The following is a 17,469-nucleotide window of genomic DNA, read 5'->3' as shown; positions in this document are numbered from 1 at the left end:
TAAGGCGGGGTCTTCGAGGCTCCGTAGCGGCCACGGCCCGAGGAAAAATGAGATGATGAGAAGGTTATGGATACAGCACAACGCACGGTAACAGCCACCCGCTTCATCCTGCCCGGAATCTTCGCTGCGGCGATCGTCTTCCTGGCAGCAGTGTTGTTCACCGGCATTGCCCGGCCGGCGGAACTGGCCGATCCCGGGGCGTTCGTGCGCTGGTCCCTGCCCATTTCCCGCGCCATCCACCACGCGTCGATGTCGTTGAGCATCGCCGCACTGATTTTCGGTGCTGCGATCATCCCTCGGGCCGCCAAGGTCACCCGCACCACCGAAGGCCACGAGCATCCGGCCTTTGCCCGCACGATGAACATCGCCGCCGGTGCGGCAGTGGTATGGACGCTGTCCGCGGCCACCGTGATGCTGCTGACCTTCTGGGATCTGGCCGGCATCCCGATGAGCATGGATCCGCAGTATTCGGCCGCGATTCTGGACTACATCTTGGCGATCACCACCGGCCGGGCTTGGGCCTGGATGGTGGTGATCGCCGCAATCACCAGCTCGCTGGCGCTGGCCATGCGCTCCAAGACCACCGTGGGGCTAGCCGCGTTCTTCTCGCTGTTCGGCATCCTGCCGCTGGCCTTCATCGGCCACGCCGCCGGGGGAGATGACCACTTCGCCGCGGTGAACTCCATCGGCCTGCACCTGCTGGCTGTGGTCCTGTGGTTCGGCGGCATCATGGTGCTGGCCCTGCTGGCTCCGGCCCTCATCGGTGAAGCGCCGGGCCGGGAACGCGGACAGGTGCTTGCCGGGGTGGTGCTCAAGCGCTATTCGGTGCTGGCCACCTTCGCGGTCTTCTTGATGGTCGGCTCCGGGCTGGCCTCGGCAGTCATCCGCATCACTGATTGGAACCAGTGGCTGACCCCGTACGGCATCCTGGTCCTGGCGAAGCTCGGGATCACCTTGGTCTTGGGCGTCTTGGGCTTGGCGCACCGCCGCTTCGTGATCCCGAAGCTGCTGGCCGGCCAATACACTGCGCTGCGTGCAGCCTGGCAGGTAGTGCTCGGCGAAGTGATCCTGATGGCTTCGGTGATGTCGGTGGCTACCGTGCTGGCCCGCACCGCCCCGCCTACGCCTGACACCCCGCCGGTCGAAGCGACCCCTGCACGGTTGCTCACCGGCTACGACCTGCCACCGGCCCCGGACACCGCCAGCTGGTTCACCACCTGGCGGATGGACTGGATCTGGGTGGCTGTGTGCCTGTTCGGCCTGGCCGTCTACCTATGGGCGTTCATCACCCTCGCCCGCCGCGGTGACAAGCCCAGCGTGCTGCGCCTGGCCAGCTGGATCGTGGGCCTGTTCGCCCTGTTCTACGTGACCAGCGGCGCGGTGGCCGTCTACGGCAAGATCCAGTTCTCCACCCACATGGTCGACCACATGTCGCTGACCATGATCGTGCCGATCTTCCTGGTGCTGGGCACCCCGATCACGCTGCTGCTCAAGGTGCTGCCGTCGCGCGGCGACGGCACCCGCGGTCCGCGCGAGTGGATCCTCTACCTGGTGCATTCTCCGTATTCGAAGGTGATCACCCACCCGATTTTCGCGGCCGTGAATTTCGCCGGATCGATCGTCGTCTTCTACTTCACTCCGCTGCTGGAGCCAGCGATGCGCTACCACGCGGGCCACGAGCTGATGAACCTGCACTTCTTGCTCACCGGCTACCTGTTCGCGCTGTCCTTGGTGGATGCCGACCCGGTCCCCAAGCGCTACCCGTACCCGATGCGCCTGGTGGTGCTGCTGGCTACCGTCGCCTTCCACGCCTTCTTCGGCGTGGCGCTGATGAGCACCGAAACCCTGCTGGCCCCGGACTACTTCGGGAACATGGGCCGCACCTGGGGCGGCACCGCGCTGGAAGACCAAGTGGTCGGTGCCGGGGCGATGTGGGCTATCGGCGAAGTGCCCACCTTGGTCCTGGCCATCTTCGTGGTTATCTCCTGGCTGAAGCAGGACAAGAAGGACACCAAACGCTACGACCGGCAGGCAGAGCGCGACAATGACGCTGAGCTGGCCGCCTACAACGAAATGTTCGCCCGCTTCAAGCAGGCTGACCGGAGGGACCCGAATGCCTAGCACCAAGAAGACCGTTGCCGCCTCGCTCGCGATCGGCGCGCTGCTGGCTTTGAGCGCCTGTTCCGAAGCCGAGATGCCGCAGGATGAGACGCACAAGATCGCTGTGCAGGGCACCGCTTCGCCCAGCGCGAGCCAGGAAACTGAAAAGCCAGAAGAGCCTGAAGAACTGAGCACCGCGCAGGTGGCGACCACCGCTGGGGCAGTGATGGCCGCCGAGCTGGGCTTCGGCTCCAGCGCGAAGATCGAAGGCAAGGACCTCGAATCCCTGGCCACCGCCCCGACCGACACGCTCAAGGACATCGTGGTGCTGCCTTCGCAGTGCTCGGCGCCGATCGAGGACCTGAATTGGTCGCCGGTCCAGCTGGGCACCGAAGCGGCGCGTACCGACTTCACCAATGAGAACCAGTCGATCACCGGCTCCGTTGAGGTAGCGAAGCTCGATGGGAATGCGGCGAAGGTCAAGGCGCACAACGCGAATGTGGCTACCATTTTGGAAGACTGCCGGACCGTGAAGCTCAACGGCCTGGATTACCGGGAGACGCTGAAATTCTCCGACCCGTCCGTGGCCGGTGCGGACTCCTCGCTCTACTACAGCCGCGATGGGCAGTATGCGCAGGATTCGCTGGTGCTGATCAAGTCCACGCAGAAGTACGTGGTGATGGTTTCCTTCATGTCCGCTACCTCGCTGCAAGAGGACGCCTTCAACCAGGTGGCCACCAGCATCTTGGATACCGCGATCGCCCAGCTGCCCTAGCGGAATAGAAGCCGGGCACTGCTGGTTGCCAATCATGCAACCCGCAATTTCCTCAATGTTGCTTAACACCGTTAGTCCCCGTGGGGGCCGGTGGCAGATAATTGAGGTTCCAAACGCCGCAGCCGCGGCAACTGCGAAAGGAAGACCATGAGCGCTACCGAATCCGTCCGCGCCAATTACAAGGTGCGCGCCAGCGAGCTGCTGGGCCGGAACTGGCTGAATACCGGCGGCAAGCAACTGGACCTGGAAGCGTTGCGCGGCAAGATCGTGATCCTGGACTTCTGGACCTTCTGCTGCATCAACTGCCTGCACGTGCTCGACGAACTGCGTCCGCTGGAAGAACAGTACAAGGACGTGCTGGTCACCGTCGGCGTGCATTCGCCGAAGTTCGAGCACGAAGCGGATCCGGATGCGCTGGCCGCGGCGGTCGAACGCTACGAAATCCACCACCCGGTGCTCGATGACCCGGAACTGGTCACCTGGCAGGCCTACGGCGCCCGCGCCTGGCCTACCCTGGTGGTACTGGATCCTGAAGGCTACATCGTCGCGCACCTCTCCGGCGAGGGCCATGCCCAGGGCCTGGGCTCGCTGATCGAGGAACTGGTTGCAGAGCATGAAGCCAAGGGCACGCTGCACCGCGGCAACGGCCCGTATGTGGCCCCCGAAGCCCGCGAAGGCGACCTGCGCTTCCCGGGCAAGGCCATCGCACTGGCCAACGGCAACTTCTTGGTGGGCGATTCGGGCCACCACCGCCTGGTCGAGCTGGCCAGCGACCTGTCCACCGTGGTGCGCACCATCGGTGCGGGAGTCAAGGGCTACGCCGACGGGGATGCACAAACCGCGCAGTTCAACGAGCTGCAGGGCCTGACCGCGCTGCCAGCAGAATTAGCCGCTGAAGTAGGCTACGACGTGATCGTCGCCGACACCGTGAACCACCGCCTGCGCTCGGTGAACCTGGAAACCGGTGTTGTGGGCACCCTGGCCGGCAATGGCGTGCAGCGCCTGCTGGATTCGGAGAACGCGCGCCAGGAAGTCCAGCGCACCGAGCTGGGCACCGACGCCACCAACATTTCGCTTTCCTCCCCATGGGATGTCCTCTACCACCCATCGGGCCAAGTCATCATCGCGATGGCCGGCACCCACCAGATCTTCGCCTTCAACCCGCGTACCTCAGCGGTCTCGGTGTTCGCCGGCACCGGGCTGGAAGGCCTGGCCGACGGGGCACCGGACGAGGCCTGGTTCGCCCAGTCCTCGGGACTGGCCTTAGATGGGCAGAACGTCTGGATCGCGGATTCGGAAACCAGTGCGCTGCGCTGGATCGAGGTTGAAGAGGGCAAGGCCCAGAGCGTGAACACCGCGGTGGGCACCGGCCTGTTCGACTTCGGCTTCCGCGATGGCGATGCGCAGCAGGCCCGTCTGCAGCACCCGCTGGGCGTAGCAGTGCTTCCCGATCACTCGATCGCGATTGCCGACTCCTACAACGGTGCGGTGCGCCGCTTCGACCCGGCAACCAAGACCGTATCCACCTTGGCCAAGGGGCTGAAGGAGCCAGCCGATGTGCTGGTGGACACTTCCGTGGATGGGGATCCGGTGCTGCTGGTCGTGGAGACCAACACCCACCAGCTGGTGCGCATCCCGATTCCTGCCGAAGCATTGGTAGTCGATGAGGGCGCCAGCCAGACCCAGCGTCCCAAGACCCCGGTCCGCGCCGGCAAGCACGAGATCCTGGTGCGCTTCGCGGCTCCCAAGGGGCAGAAGCTCGATGACCGCTGGGGCGATCCGACCCAGCTGAAGATCTCGGCCAGCCCCGAGGAACTGATCCTGGAAGGCGCAGGAACCTCGGTGGGCCTGACCCGCACCCTGGAGCTGAATCCTGAAATTGCCGACGGCGTGCTGCACATTACCGCACGTGCCGCGGCCTGCGATGGCGAGCCAGGCGGAGAGATTCCGGATCACGCGGCCTGCCACCTGTACCAGCAGGACTGGGGGATCCCGGTCGTGCTCGATGCTGAAGGCGACAATGAATTGCTGCTGGACCTGCGCGGGGTGAACTAGCTCGCACGAAACCAAAGGCGCACCAGAAATGGTGCGCCTTTGGCGTATCCGGCGGCGCGCAGGAATCTGAGGAAACCTCAGCAATTTTCCGTCCAGGTGGCTAGACTGGTGTGCGGGAGGCGCCGGAGGGATCCGGCAATTGTTCATGTCGTCAAAAATGTTCAGTGCACTGGAAGTACCGAATTACCGGTTGTGGGTGATCGGTGCCCTGGTCTCCAACATCGGCACCTGGATGCAGCGCGTAGCCCAGGACTGGCTGGTGCTCACCGAACTGACCGACCACGACGCGGTAGCCACCGGCATCACCACCGGCCTGCAATTCGTGCCCGTACTGCTGCTGGGACCCTATGCCGGTCTGATCGCAGACCGCTTCAACAAGCGCAAGCTGCTGATCTTCACCCAAAGCTTCATGGGACTGTGCGCGGTGATCCTGGGCCTGCTGGTCGTCACCGGCACCGCACAGCTGTGGCATGTCTACGTGCTGGCCACGATGCTGGGCATCGGCGCGGCCTTCGACGCCCCAGCCCGCCAGGCCTTCGTTTCCGAAGTGGTTCCCGGCACGCACCTGGCCAACGCGGTCGCGTTGAACAGCGCCAACTTCAATTTAGCCCGTCTGGCAGGTCCTGGCGTGGCCGGTGCAGTGATCGCACTGGTGGGCACCGGACCGGCGTTCCTGATCAACGGCGGCTCATTCTTGGCGGTGATTTCCTCGCTGGTGTTCATGCGCAAGGAAGCACTGAACCCGTCCAAGCCGGTTGCCCGCGCCAGGGGACAGGTGCGCGAGGGCTTCGCCTACGTGAAGAACCGCAAGGACCTGATGCTCATCTTCTTCCTAGCCGGAGTGATCGGCACCTTCGGGCTGAACTTCCAGATGACCAATGCGCTGATGGCCACCGAGGTCTACGGCGTAGGTGCAGGGGAGTACGGGATCCTGGGCTCCATCATGGCCGTGGGCACCTTCGGCGGTGCGCTGCTGGCCGCACGGCGTTCGGCGCCGCGCTGGCGCTACCTGATCGGCGGAGGAGTATTCTTCGGCGTTGCCGGTGTCAGCAGCGCGTGGATGCCCAACTACATTGCCTTTGCGCTGATACTGATCCCGGTGGGACTGGGGTCGCTGACTTTCTTGAACAGCTGCAACACCATGGTGCAGACCTCGGTGCCGCCGCAATACCGGGCGCGGGTGCTCTCGCTGTATCTGATGGTGGTGATGGGCGGTACGCCCATTGGCTCGCCGCTGATCGGCTGGTTCGCCGAGCTCTTTGGAATCCAGGTTGCCGTGAGCATTGGGGCTGGGCTGTCACTGGCTGCCAGCTTGGTCGCGCTGCTGGTCTGGCAGAAGTTCAAGACCAACGCGGTGCCGCTGCGCAGCCAGTTCCGCGAAATGCTCGGACGCTAGCCGGCAACCTGTTCGCCATCGGCTACCGGGCGCACCGAAACTTCGGTGGTACTGGTAGTCAGCTTGGCAGTGAAGGAATATTCGTCCTTGACCGTCTTCTTTTCCTTGGCTCCGGTCCGCAGATCCTGCTCGGTCAAGGTCAAGGTGGCGGAGGTGGTGAGCGGGGAGAGCACCCAGGCGCCGTTGTAGTAGTTCACTTCAATGGTTGGGTACTTTGCGATGGACCAGTCAATGGTGGCCGGATTAACGCGCGCCGAAGTGGTGTACGCGAAGGGGCAGCCAGCTGGCATCAGGACCTGTTCGCTGACGCACTTATCGAGGTAGCTCTTGACCTTGGCGTTGATGGCCGCGATGAATTCCTTGGTCGGCTTGGTCTGCAATGCGATTTCTACCGGTTCCTTGGCCGGCTTGGTGACCACCATGCCGCGGGTATCGGCGGCAAAGTTCTTGGTGCTGAAGCTCGCATCGAGGATCGAAGGATAGAAAACCGGAAGGGTGCTCACTCCGGCAGCCAGCGGGATCTTCTGTTCGTTGACCGTGACCTCGTTGACCGTGTTGGCTTTGATGCTCACTGTAGGCAGCGTGCTCGGCGCGAAAACCCACTTGTCGAAGAGCAACCACGACTTGCCGTCGTGGCGCAGCGTGTAGCTCGATTCCTTCTGGACGCCGTCGGCTTTGTAATGCGCGGTGACGGTGCGCAACTGGTCCTCGCCCTCTACCGGCTGGGCCTCATCGGTGGTGAAATCCGTAATTCCGGCCTGGGTCCGCTTCAGGACCTCCCCGTTCAGGGCAACCGCATCGCCGGCTGGGACCTTGGCCTGCATCAAGCCCAAGGCCTTGGCGCCTTCGCCCTGGGCCAGCAGCTGCTGCAAGGCTTGCACCTGGTGCTGAGGGGAGAAGAGGGTACGGTTGGCAAGAATCGTTCCGGCTAAGACCAGAACAATCACAACCATTGCGGCCAGAGCCCAGCGCAGGGCTAGTCGGGCAGCGGAGATCGGCTTGGAATTACGAGTGTTCATCAGTAGCTAGGCTATCTGGTTTCCGCCCCGAGGCAGTAAACGGCGTGCTGAAACGTGAGCGTATTAACGGCGGCGGCATTTGCGGTTGCCGAAGAAGCCGCCACTCTTCTCCCATCCAATCACCTTGGCCGCATCCATCACCCGGTGCGGTACCAATTGCCTTTGCGCCGATCATCAACCATTTAGCCAACTCTTGAGCTGGCGTTGTTTCTACTGGCGGCCCATCCGGGCAGCGCGATGACAGTCCCGAGAATGCCGAGGCCGAAGATGAACCACAGCGGGGTAATCATGATGTTTTGCACGTTATTTTCGTCAATCATGACGCCCGCGTTGAATAGCGCCACCCCGCCGCAGACCAGGGCGGTCAGGCTGGCGGCCAGTGCGATGATCCAGTAGTTCTTCATTTTCGCCAGCATATTTCCTCTTCGGCCCCGGTATTTGGGGAATTCGTCATGCACTAGTGCTCATCTGCTGCCAGGCCACCCGGTTTCCGGCATAGGGCAGTCAACGGCGCGCTGCAACGTGAGCGTATTAACGGCGGCGCTTGCGATTGCCAAAGAAGCCGCGAATCAGTTCCCGACCAATCACCTTGGCGGCATCCATTGCCATGTCCATCATCGGATTCTCTTCCTTGGAAGACCGTCGCTGAGGAGCGGATTGCCGGCGCGGCTGCGGCGCCGATTCAGGAACTGGCGCTGGAGCTGGTGCGGACTGCGCTGCCTTTGCTTCGAGCATTTCACGCGCAGAATCCCGATCTACCGCGGCCGCATACTGCCCAGCAAGGGTTGAAGTGCCTCGCACCTGGGTCATCACTTGCTCGCTGGCCGGACCGATGTTGGATCCCGGGGAAGTCATCTTGGTCCAAGCGGCCGGGGTAGGTGCACCCTTTTCGTTCAGGACCGTCACCACAGCCTCGCCGACACCGGCCTGGGTCAGCGCCTCATTCAGATCCAGCTGGCCTTGAGGGAAGGTCTTGATGATCTGCTTCAGTGCGCTTTGGTCCTTGGCGGTGAACACGCGCATCGCATGCTGGACGCGGTTGCCCAGCTGGCCGAGCACCTCATCGGGCAGGTCGGTAGGGGACTGGGTGATGAAGAACAGCCCGACGCCCTTGGAGCGGATCAGCCGTACAGTGTTGATGATGGCATCAGTGAATGCCTTGGTCGCATCCTTGAACAGCAGGTGGGCTTCGTCGAGGAAGAACACCAGCTTGGGCTTGTCCAGGTCGCCGGCCTCGGGCAGGTCTTCGAACAGGTCGGCCAAAAGCCACATGAGGAAGGTGGAGAAAAGCATCGGCTGGGCGCTGACCGAAGGCAGTTCCAGGATGTTGATGACCCCTGCACCGTCGCGGATCTGCAGGAAGTCCGCGGTGTCGAACTCGGGCTGGCCGAAGAACTGATCCAGGCCCTGGGTCTGCATGATGGTGATGCCTCGCAGGATCACCGAAGCGGTGGAAGATGATACGCCGCCTAGTTCCTTGAGGGCTTCGGCGCCTTCTTCGCTGAGCAGGAAGCTGATCACTGCTTTCAGATCGCTGAGGTCATCTAGTGGCAGCTGGTGGGAGTCGGCGTAGTGGAAGATCAGCTGCAGGCACTCTTCCTGGGTTTCATTCAGTTCCAGGACGCGTGCAAGCAAGATCGGGCCGAAGGCGTCGACGCTGGCGCGAACCGGCACTCCTTCTCCTTCGCCCAGGGCAAGGAATTCCACCGGGTTGGTGCGCGGGGTGAACTCATGGCCCAGCTCGGCCAGACGGGCAGTGAGCTTTTCCGAGGAGCTGGCTGATTGCGCCAGGCCGGTCAGGTCGCCCTTGATATCGGCGAGGAAAACCGGAACACCGGCGACAGAGAGCTGCTCGGCCATGGTCTGCAGGGTCACGGTCTTGCCGGTACCGGTCGCACCGGCGATCAAGCCGTGGCGGTTGAGCATCTTCAGGGGCAAGCGCACCTGGGCGCTTGGCTCGGGCTTCCCGTCGATCAGTGCGGCCCCGAGCTCCAAGCACTCAGACTCGAAGTCGTAGCCCTCGATGAGGCCGGTCAGCAAAGAATTCGTTTCCTGGGTCATGATCTCACTCTATTGGTTTTAGAACGGGTGCAAAAGACGTTGTACGAATGCTTGGGTTCGGGTATTAGCCGGGGTGCTGAGCACCTGGGAAGCCGGGCCAGTCTCCACGACCACTCCGCCATCCATGAACACCACGGTGTCTGCCACATCGCGGGCGAAGGCCAGCTCGTGAGTAACCAGCACCATGGACCAGCCTTCTTGGGCCAATTCCTTGATGACTGTGAGAACTTCCCCGACCAGCTCGGGATCCAGTGCACTAGTGGGTTCGTCGAAGAGCAACAGGTCCGGTTGCTGCATCAGTGCGCGCACGATGCCCACGCGTTGCTGCTGGCCGCCGGAGAGCGAGTTGGGGTAGGCATCGGCTTTGGCTTCAAGGCCCACCCGGGCCAGCAGCTTCTTAGCTTCGGCCAGCACCTGGTCCTTGGGGCGCTTTTGCACCTCGATGGGGCCGATGCTCACGTTTTGCAGCACGGTCAGATGCGGGAAGAGGTGGTGTCCTTGGAACACCATGGCCGAACGGCTGCGCAGGATCTGGGCGGTCTTGGGCTTCAGTCCGGCGCTGAAGGAAACTTCCGGGCCGCCGGTGAAGCCAACAGTTCCGGCATCGGCGATTTCCAAGCCGTTCAGGCAACGCAGTGCAGTGGTTTTGCCTGAGCCTGAAGGCCCAATCAGTGCAACTACTTCACCGGAATGAACGGTGAAGTCGATGCCCTTGAGCACTTGGTTCTCGCCGAAGGCCTTCTGCAGGCCGGTGACGCTGAGCAGCGGGTTACTTGGCGACATACTTTTCGAGCCTTCCTTCAACAGAGTTCTGCAGGGCCGAGAGCACCAGGCAGATCACCCAGTAGATGGCGGCCGCTTCGCAGTAGAGCAGTAGGAACTCATAGGTCGAAGCGGTGATTTCCTGGGCTTTGCGGAACATTTCGGTGACCAGGATCGTGGAGGCCAGCGAGGTGTCCTTGACCAGGGAGATGAAGGAGTTGGACAGCGGCGGCACCGCCACCCGGGTAGCTTGGGGCAAGATCAGCCGGTACAGGGTGCGGGTGCGCGACATGCCCAGGGTGTAGCCGGCTTCCCATTGGCCCTGAGGCACCGAGAGGATCGCGGCGCGGATGATTTCAGCCGCGTAGCCGCCGATGTTCAAGCTGAACGCGATGATGGCGCTGGGCCACGGGTCGATGGTCAGCCCTACCGAGGGCATGCCGTAGAAGATCACGAACAGCTGAACCAGCAGCGGGGTGCCGCGGATGATCGAAATGTATACCCGGGCAATTGAGGAAATCACGCGGTTCTTGCTGATCCGCATCAACGCCATCAGCAAGGCGATGAGCAAGCCCAGCGCCATGCTGACCAAGGCCAGCGGAATCGTTGCGGTAATCGCACCGAGCGCTAAGGGCCCGAGCGAGTCGAGTAGTAACTGCCATTTCGAATCCATGGACTACCTTTGACGCAAATGAGGCTGGCTCCACGCGTGTACGTGTGGAGCCAGTCTACTTATAGAGTTTGCTACTTGCTGACGTCCTCGCCGAAGTACTTCTCGGAGATCTTTGCCAGTTCACCGTCCGCGCGCAGTTCCTCCAAGGCAGAATCGATGGCCTTGGCCAATTCGGGGGAGTCCTTACGCAGCGCAACTGCGGACTTGCTCTGCTCTTCGGATTCGGCAGCGATCTTGATGCTGTCGTCCGGGTTGGTCTTCTGCGCGTCCAAGAAAGTCAGCTTGTCGTTGACGGTCGCATCGACACGTCCCTGCTTGAGCAGGGTGATCGACTGGGCCCAGCCTTCAACCGGCTCGACCTTTGCGCCGGCATCCTTGGCGGTCTCATAGAAGTTGCTGGTCAGCGACTGGGCGGTGGTCTTGCCCTTCAGCGTCTGGAAAGAAGTGATGTCGCTGTTATCGCTCTTGGTCACCACCACGCCGGTGGAGACCGTATAAGGCTCGGAAAACAGGTACTTCTCTTCACGCTCCGGGTTGATGGAGACCTGGTTGGCGATAACATCGAAACGTCCGGCGTCCAGGCCGGCGAAGATCGCGTCCCACTGGGTTTCCTGGAACTTGACCTCGACGCCCATCTTCTCGCCGACGGCCTCGATGACTTCAACGTCGTAGCCGGTCAGCTCATCGCCTTCATGGAAGGAGAATGGGCGGTAGGTTCCCTCGGTGCCAACGGTCAGCACCCCGGAATCCTGGACCTTCTTCAAGGTGGCTCCGGTTTCAGCTGAACCTTCGGTGCCTCCGGATTCGCTGGCCGAGGTCGATGAGCCTGAGGAGCCGCAGGCGCTCAGTGACAGGGCGAGAATGGCGGCAGTAGCCAGCAGTGGTGCAGTGCGCTTCATGGTGACCTCACTAGGGGAGCGGAAAAAGGTGTCGTCCATAGAACACTCTAGTGATAGGCGCTTATTCCAGCAGTTGAAAGTTACGCTAAATTCCAAGCACGATGGCCAGCACCATCATCAGCGGGATGGCGCAAATGGTGGTGATCAGCACCGTATCCTTGGCGATGGTCACTCCATGTTCGTAGCGCATGGCCGTCACAAAAATATTCTGCGCGGTGGGCAGGCCGGCCATAATCACCGAAGCGACCAGCAACTCGCCGCGCAAATTGAAGACCCAGTAGGCCAGCACCCACGCCAATAGCGGATGCACCAGCAGCTTGGCCGCGCTAGCAATGAGGACATCGGCGCGGCGGCCCGACTTCTTTTCCAGCGGCTTGGATCCCACCAGCGAGATGCCGAAGGCCATGAGCATCGCAGGAATCGAAGCGCCGGCAATCAGCTCGATCGGCTCAAGGACCATCGAGGGCAGTTCGATGCCGGTCAGCGCCACGACCAGGCCCAGCAGCGAGCCGATGATCATCGGGTTCTTGGCGGTGGCCAGCAGCAGTGCGATCGGGGTGGTGCGGTGCCGGGAGGTAGTCGCATCGAGCATGGCCAGGTTGATCGGCTGGTAGAGGGCCAGCTGGAAGAGGATGATCGGGGCCGCATAGGCCATGTCGCCGAGCACGTACAGGGCAATGGGCAGACCCAGGTTGGCGGAATTCACCGTGGAGGCGGACATCGCCGCGATGATGCTTTCCGACGCCGGACGCCGCAGCAGCCCGGCGGTGACAAGGTAATAGGCCACAGCGGTGAGGGCCGCAGAAAGGGCGGCCACCCAGAGCATCGGCCCGAGCACGGAAGCCGGGTCGGAATCGGCCAGGGTCGTGAACAGCAGCGCGGGACTTGCCACGAAGAAGGTCACACGGCTGAGCACGTGGCGGCCTTGTTGGCCCAGCACCCCGGTGCGGCCTACCAGATAGCCCACCAGGATCACGACCCAGATGATGGAGAAGCCTTCCAGAACTCCGATCATCTTGGCTCCTTTTGGATTGCTGTGCACAGACTAAAAACGTCGGAGCACCATGGGTGCCCCGACGTTTTCCTTGAGCGGGCGACGGGAATCGAACCCGCGTATCGAGCTTGGGAAGCTAGCGCTCTACCATTGAGCTACGCCCGCAAGTGCACCGAGCGGCCTATCGACGGCCCGGGCATCAAAAGCATATCCCACGAATCCGGTGCACCGGAAAACGGCACGGGAAATCGTGGCAATAATTACGCTGCTACTGGCTTGGCTTCTGCTTGAGCAGCTGTTCTCGCAAAATCGCCACCCCATCGGCAGGGACTTCGAAGCTGAGGTCATCGCCCGGGTTCACCACGAAGCCGGTGTTCTCCAGTGCGCGCACCACGGTGGCGCCCTGGACCTTCACGCCGTACGGCGCCATGTCGATATAGGAAGAAGGGATGCGTTCCAACGAGGTGAAGACCGCGACCATGGCATCGCCCGATGGGTTGGTCAGCAGCATCGGCTGGGCGTTCTTGTTCTCGCCGGTGACCTCTTCACGGGAGAGGAAGTACACCTCAGCGCTCATGAACGCGCCAATGACCGAGCCGGAAAGCTCTGGTTTATTAAGCCCGGCCTGCAACATCATTTCGAAGTGCGTTTTAGGCTGCGCCCGCGCCTTGTCCATCGGGGTTTCGATGATCGCATCCGGGCCCTGGTTTGGTTCTTGGTCCTGGTGCGCCTCGGAAGGGTTCTCGTTGCTCATGTATTACAGCATGTCGCGATAAACCCTCAGGTGCAAACGCCGAATGCGGTTAATTCGGGGTAAAGGCCTAAAATGGCAGATGAGCACACACGATTGAATCAAGGACTGAGCATGCCTGAATTCCGTTATGAGGATCTTCTGCCTATTGGCGAAGACACCACCCCATACCGCAAGATTTCCTCCGAAGGCGTCGAAGTTGTCGCCGGCCCGGATGGAAAGAACTTCCTGAAGGTCGCACCTCAGGCCCTGGAGCAGCTGGCCGAGACCGCACTGCACGACATCTCGCACTACCTGCGTCCGGCCCACCTGCAGCAGCTGCGCAACATCCTCGACGATGAGGAAGCCAGCCCGAATGACAAGTTCGTGGCCCTGGACCTGCTGAAGAACGCGAACATCGCCGCCGGCGGTATCCTGCCAATGTGCCAGGATACTGGCACCGCGATCGTGATGGGCAAGCGCGGTCAGCGCGTGCTCTCCGAAGAGCAGGACGAGATCTCGCTCTCGCGCGGCATCTACAACGCCTACACCCGCCTGAACCTGCGCTACTCGCAGCTGGCCCCGATCACTACCTGGGAAGAGAAGGCCACCGGCAACAACCTCCCGGCGCAGATCGACCTGTACGCCAATACCAAGGACGGCGCTGACACCAGCTACAAGTTCCTGTTCATGGCCAAGGGCGGGGGGTCGGCCAACAAGTCCTTCCTGTACCAGGAGACCAAGGCTATCCTCAACGAGAACTCCATGCTGAAGTTCCTCGACGAGAAGCTGCGTTCGCTGGGCACCGCCGCGTGCCCTCCGTACCACCTGTCCATCGTCATCGGCGGCACCAGTGCCGAGATGGCGTTGAAGACCGCGAAGTACGGTTCGGCCAAGTACCTGGATTCGCTGCCAACCGAAGGCGCGATGACCGGCCGCGGCTTCCGCGACACCGAACTTGAAGACAAGGTCCTGGAGCTGACCCGCCACTTCGGCATTGGCGCCCAGTTCGGCGGCAAGTACTTCTGCCATGACGTGCGCGTGGTGCGCCTGCCTCGCCACGGCGCCTCGCTGCCAGTGGCCATCGCAGTATCCTGCTCGGCTGACCGCCAGATGCTGGCCAAGATCACCGAAGAGGGCCTGTTCGTGGAGCAACTGGAGACCGATCCAGCCCGATTCATGCCGGCGGAGGACCACCCGGCCCTGGCCGCACACGACGACGAGACCGATGGTGTCACCGGCACCGGTGGCTCCTCGGTAGTCAAGATCGACTTGAAGAAGCCGATGAGCGAGATCCTGGCCGAGCTGACCAAGTACCCGGTCAAGACCCGCTTGTCGCTGACCGGCCCGCTGGTTGTGGCCCGCGATATCGCGCACTCCAAGATCAAGGAGCGCCTGGACGCTGGCGAAGAAATGCCGCAGTACCTCAAGGACCACCCGGTCTACTATGCAGGTCCTGCCAAGACCCCAGAAGGCATGCCTTCGGGTTCCTTCGGTCCGACTACCGCAGGACGCATGGACTCCTACGTGGATCAGTTCCAGGCAGCTGGCGGTTCGATGGTCATGCTGGCCAAGGGCAACCGTTCCAAGCAGGTCACCGATGCGTGCAACAACCACGGTGGTTTCTACCTCGGTTCCATTGGCGGTCCGGCGGCACGCCTGGCCCAGGATTGCATCAAGAAGGTCGAGGTTCTCGAATACGAGGAACTGGGCATGGAAGCAATCTGGAAGATCGAGGTTGAGGACTTCCCGGCCTTCATCGTGGTTGATGACAAGGGCGAGGACTTCTTCGCAGAAACCTTGAAGCCGACCTTCACCGGCATTCCAGTGCGTTCGAAGTAGGACTTCTACCTCTTCAAGCAGGGAGCTGCCAGCATTAGCTGGTGGCTCCCTGCTTTTTCGGTGTACTGGGTCTACGTTTCTGGGAACTGTTTCCAGCGGGCTTGGGTAGACTACGTGGGGCTCGTTAAACGACCAGTTCGAATACTTCTAAGGGGAACGGCATGAAGCGGCTTGTCTTCGTGAATCTACTGCTTGGCATCCCCGGAATTATTTACTACTGGGTGATGGCCTTGATGGTGATCCGTACTCCGCTGACCTCCTGGGGCCAGATGGCCAAGGATTGGTATGAAGCCAATTCGCTGTTGCCCATGCAGAGCGTGCTCGGTCCACCGTTGGCGATCTGCACCATGATTTGGGTGCTGTCCAACTTCAACGTGATCTCGCACCGGACTGATCCGGGAGAACACGGAACCTTGGGCAGCAACGCAGTGAGCTGGAGCCTGGCGGTGGCGGCGTCGCTGATTCCAGCGGCGATTGTGCTTCTGATAGCGACGTTCTTCTAAGCCAGATTATTCGGTGAAGCCGAAGCCCCAGTCCCGGTACGGTGGAAGGAAGCGCAGGACCAGCAGGTCTTCGTCCGCCACCACGCCATCGCCGGACTTCTCAAGCTCTTTTTCAGAGTCCTTTTCAGATTTCTTTTCCTTAGGCTCAACGGCGATTTCCGCTTCGCTTGCTTCGGCGGCCTTCAGCGCATCACTGAGCAGCTGGTGGTATTCCTCTAAAGTTTCAGCCCCGGAATCCTGCATCGCTTGGGCGTGCTCGGTACCGACATAGCGCACATGCCACGGTTCGTACTTGTATCCGGTGATCTCTTCCTTGCCCTGCGGGTAGCGGATGATCAATCCGTATTCGGTCGCGTGCTCGGCGATCCAAAGGCCGGCCGGGGTCTGGCCGAATTCTGCTTTCAGCTCGGCGCGGCTATTGGTGTAGCCCAGATCGGCTGCCAAACCCAGCTGGTGTTCGCTGGTACCGGGGCGCGCGGAAATCCGCTCGGCATAAGCGGTGCCGTACTGGGCCTGGTATTTATTGAACAGAACTGCCTGGCGCTGGTATGAACGGTAGGCGCTGAGCAGCTTGATCTGGTGTCCGGCCACGCGGGCATCGGCGATGAACGCTTCGACAGCTTCGGCGGCTTCGGGACGCAGGGTGAGACTGGTGCCTGCCACATTCACCAGCTTGGCCGGGACATAGTCCTCGGGAGAGAGCTTAGTGGTTGGGTTGATCAACGCAAGCGGACTGGAAGCCTTGGATAACTGGGCGCTCTGAACGGCAGGCAGTTCGTCGGCAGGAGCCGCGAATGCGGCGGTGCCGGAGAGAAGAAGTGCCGAGACGAGAACGGTGCCGGTAAGCGCAGAGGCTAGGCGCATGTTGAATAACCCTTGTGTTGCGTAGCAATGATGGGAAAAATCCCACCTTAACGATAGCTGGAAACGCTGGGTAATTGGTGGGAAATAAGTCACCTCGTGATGAGCAGTCCATGGACTCGGGCCGACGCATCGCGCCTCATTAGCTCAATAGTTCGGCCAGCGGGGAAAATCAGGATAAATTAATAGTCGTGTTGTATTCAGATGGTGACATTCGTCGAGAAATAGCCTCCGGTGAGATCGGGCTTGAGCCCTTTGACCCGCAGATGGTCCAGCCCGCATCCGTGGATGTTCGACTTGACCGGTTCTTCCGGCTTTTCGACAACCACAAGTATGCGCACATCGATCCCTCGGTTGAGCAGGATGAACTGACCCGCTTGGTCGAGGTAGACCCAGATGAGCCATTCATCTTGCACCCCGGCGAGTTCGTGCTCGGTTCGACCTATGAAGTGGTTACCTTGGGCCATGGCGTGGCCGCCCGCTTGGAAGGCAAGAGCTCCTTGGGCCGTTTGGGCCTGCTCACCCACTCCACCGCAGGTTTCATTGATCCAGGCTTCTCCGGACACGTGACCTTGGAACTATCCAATATGGCCACCTTGCCAATTAAGCTGTGGCCGGGCTCCAAGATCGGCCAGCTGTGCTTCTTCAAGCTGACCTCGGACACCGAGCACCCTTATGGTTCCGGTCCGTACGGCAACCGCTACCAGGGCCAGCGTGGCCCGACGGCTTCGCGCAGCCACCTGAATTTCCACCGCACCATCATCGAAAACTAATCGCTGCCACCTGCAGCGAATGCGCA

16 protein-coding genes and 1 tRNA gene are annotated in these 17,469 nt (G+C 61.6%); 7 read left to right on the top strand and 10 right to left on the bottom strand.

All coding sequences use genetic code 11. The features are described 5' to 3' along the window. Window positions 1-66 precede the first annotated feature (66 nt). From AARI_RS13835 to AARI_RS13820, 4 genes are all read left to right on the top strand, one after another. Complete coding sequence (locus AARI_RS13835) at window positions 67-2,121, top strand: cytochrome c oxidase assembly protein (RefSeq protein ID WP_013349901.1); 2,055 nt, start codon at window positions 67-69, stop codon at window positions 2,119-2,121. After that, window positions 2,114-2,875, top strand: a complete 762-nt coding sequence (locus AARI_RS13830; protein ID WP_013349900.1) for a hypothetical protein — start codon at window positions 2,114-2,116, stop codon at window positions 2,873-2,875. The genes AARI_RS13835 and AARI_RS13830 overlap by 8 nt, the downstream gene beginning before the upstream one ends. Window positions 2,876-3,022: 147 nt before the next feature. Next, complete coding sequence (locus AARI_RS13825; RefSeq protein ID WP_013349899.1) at window positions 3,023-4,930, top strand: NHL domain-containing thioredoxin family protein; 1,908 nt, start codon at window positions 3,023-3,025, stop codon at window positions 4,928-4,930. Window positions 4,931-5,075: 145 nt separating this feature from the next. Further along, window positions 5,076-6,326: an MFS transporter gene (locus AARI_RS13820; protein WP_231849395.1), complete on the top strand. Its 1,251-nt coding sequence runs from the start codon at window positions 5,076-5,078 to the stop codon at window positions 6,324-6,326. On the opposite strand, the gene AARI_RS13815 is transcribed toward AARI_RS13820, so the two are convergent. From AARI_RS13815 to AARI_RS13775, 9 genes are all read right to left on the bottom strand, one after another. Next, entirely contained in the window at window positions 6,323-7,345 is a 1,023-nt protein-coding gene (locus AARI_RS13815) for a zinc ribbon domain-containing protein (protein WP_013349897.1), read from the bottom strand. The two genes, AARI_RS13820 and AARI_RS13815, sit on opposite strands and share 4 nt — an antisense overlap. Before the next feature lie 182 nt (window positions 7,346-7,527). Beyond that, window positions 7,528-7,761, bottom strand: a complete 234-nt coding sequence (locus AARI_RS13810) for a hypothetical protein (protein WP_013349896.1) — start codon at window positions 7,759-7,761, stop codon at window positions 7,528-7,530. A 115-nt stretch (window positions 7,762-7,876) separates the two neighbouring features. Further along, a complete protein-coding gene (locus AARI_RS13805) occupies window positions 7,877-9,406 on the bottom strand; it encodes a helicase HerA-like domain-containing protein (RefSeq protein ID WP_013349895.1) in 1,530 nt (509 codons plus the stop codon). Between the two features lie 18 nt (window positions 9,407-9,424). Then, entirely contained in the window at window positions 9,425-10,189 is a 765-nt protein-coding gene (locus AARI_RS13800) for an amino acid ABC transporter ATP-binding protein (protein ID WP_013349894.1), read from the bottom strand. Then, complete coding sequence (locus AARI_RS13795; RefSeq protein WP_013349893.1) at window positions 10,176-10,841, bottom strand: ABC transporter permease subunit; 666 nt, start codon at window positions 10,839-10,841, stop codon at window positions 10,176-10,178. Before AARI_RS13795 ends, AARI_RS13800 begins: the two co-directional genes overlap by 14 nt. Before the next feature lie 71 nt (window positions 10,842-10,912). Beyond that, window positions 10,913-11,740, bottom strand: coding sequence for an amino acid ABC transporter substrate-binding protein (locus AARI_RS13790; protein ID WP_013349892.1), 828 nt, complete (start codon window positions 11,738-11,740; stop codon window positions 10,913-10,915). An 85-nt stretch (window positions 11,741-11,825) separates the two neighbouring features. After that, the gene (locus tag AARI_RS13785) at window positions 11,826-12,755 is read right to left on the bottom strand and encodes an AEC family transporter (RefSeq protein ID WP_013349891.1); all 930 of its coding nucleotides are present in this window, start codon (window positions 12,753-12,755) and stop codon (window positions 11,826-11,828) included. A gap of 73 nt (window positions 12,756-12,828) precedes the next feature. Next, window positions 12,829-12,899, bottom strand: a tRNA-Gly gene (locus tag AARI_RS13780). Window positions 12,900-13,002: 103 nt separating this feature from the next. Beyond that, window positions 13,003-13,488, bottom strand: coding sequence for an SseB family protein (locus tag AARI_RS13775; RefSeq protein WP_013349890.1), 486 nt, complete (start codon window positions 13,486-13,488; stop codon window positions 13,003-13,005). 111 nt (window positions 13,489-13,599) lie between these two features. On the opposite strand from AARI_RS13775, the gene AARI_RS13770 reads away from it, so the two are divergent. Both AARI_RS13770 and AARI_RS13765 read left to right on the top strand, forming a co-directional pair. Beyond that, window positions 13,600-15,306 carry a fumarate hydratase gene (locus AARI_RS13770; protein ID WP_013349889.1) on the top strand — a complete coding sequence of 569 codons (1,707 nt, stop codon included), beginning with the start codon at window positions 13,600-13,602 and terminating at the stop codon, window positions 15,304-15,306. 161 nt (window positions 15,307-15,467) lie between these two features. After that, window positions 15,468-15,809, top strand: coding sequence for a hypothetical protein (locus AARI_RS13765; RefSeq protein ID WP_013349888.1), 342 nt, complete (start codon window positions 15,468-15,470; stop codon window positions 15,807-15,809). Window positions 15,810-15,815: 6 nt separating this feature from the next. Here the strand turns inward: AARI_RS13765 and AARI_RS13760 are convergent, their stop codons facing one another. Next, the gene (locus AARI_RS13760; protein WP_013349887.1) at window positions 15,816-16,673 is read right to left on the bottom strand and encodes a M15 family metallopeptidase; all 858 of its coding nucleotides are present in this window, start codon (window positions 16,671-16,673) and stop codon (window positions 15,816-15,818) included. Window positions 16,674-16,861: 188 nt separating this feature from the next. On the opposite strand from AARI_RS13760, the gene dcd reads away from it, so the two are divergent. After that, window positions 16,862-17,443 (top strand): dCTP deaminase, encoded by a 582-nt coding sequence (gene dcd, locus AARI_RS13755; protein ID WP_013349886.1) that lies wholly within the window; start codon window positions 16,862-16,864, stop codon window positions 17,441-17,443. The last annotated feature ends 26 nt before the right edge of the window (window positions 17,444-17,469 follow it).

The sequence above is a fragment of the Glutamicibacter arilaitensis Re117 genome, from assembly GCF_000197735.1.
GTDB lineage: Bacteria > Actinomycetota > Actinomycetes > Actinomycetales > Micrococcaceae > Glutamicibacter > Glutamicibacter arilaitensis.
This window is presented reverse-complemented; position numbering and strand designations above follow the sequence as displayed.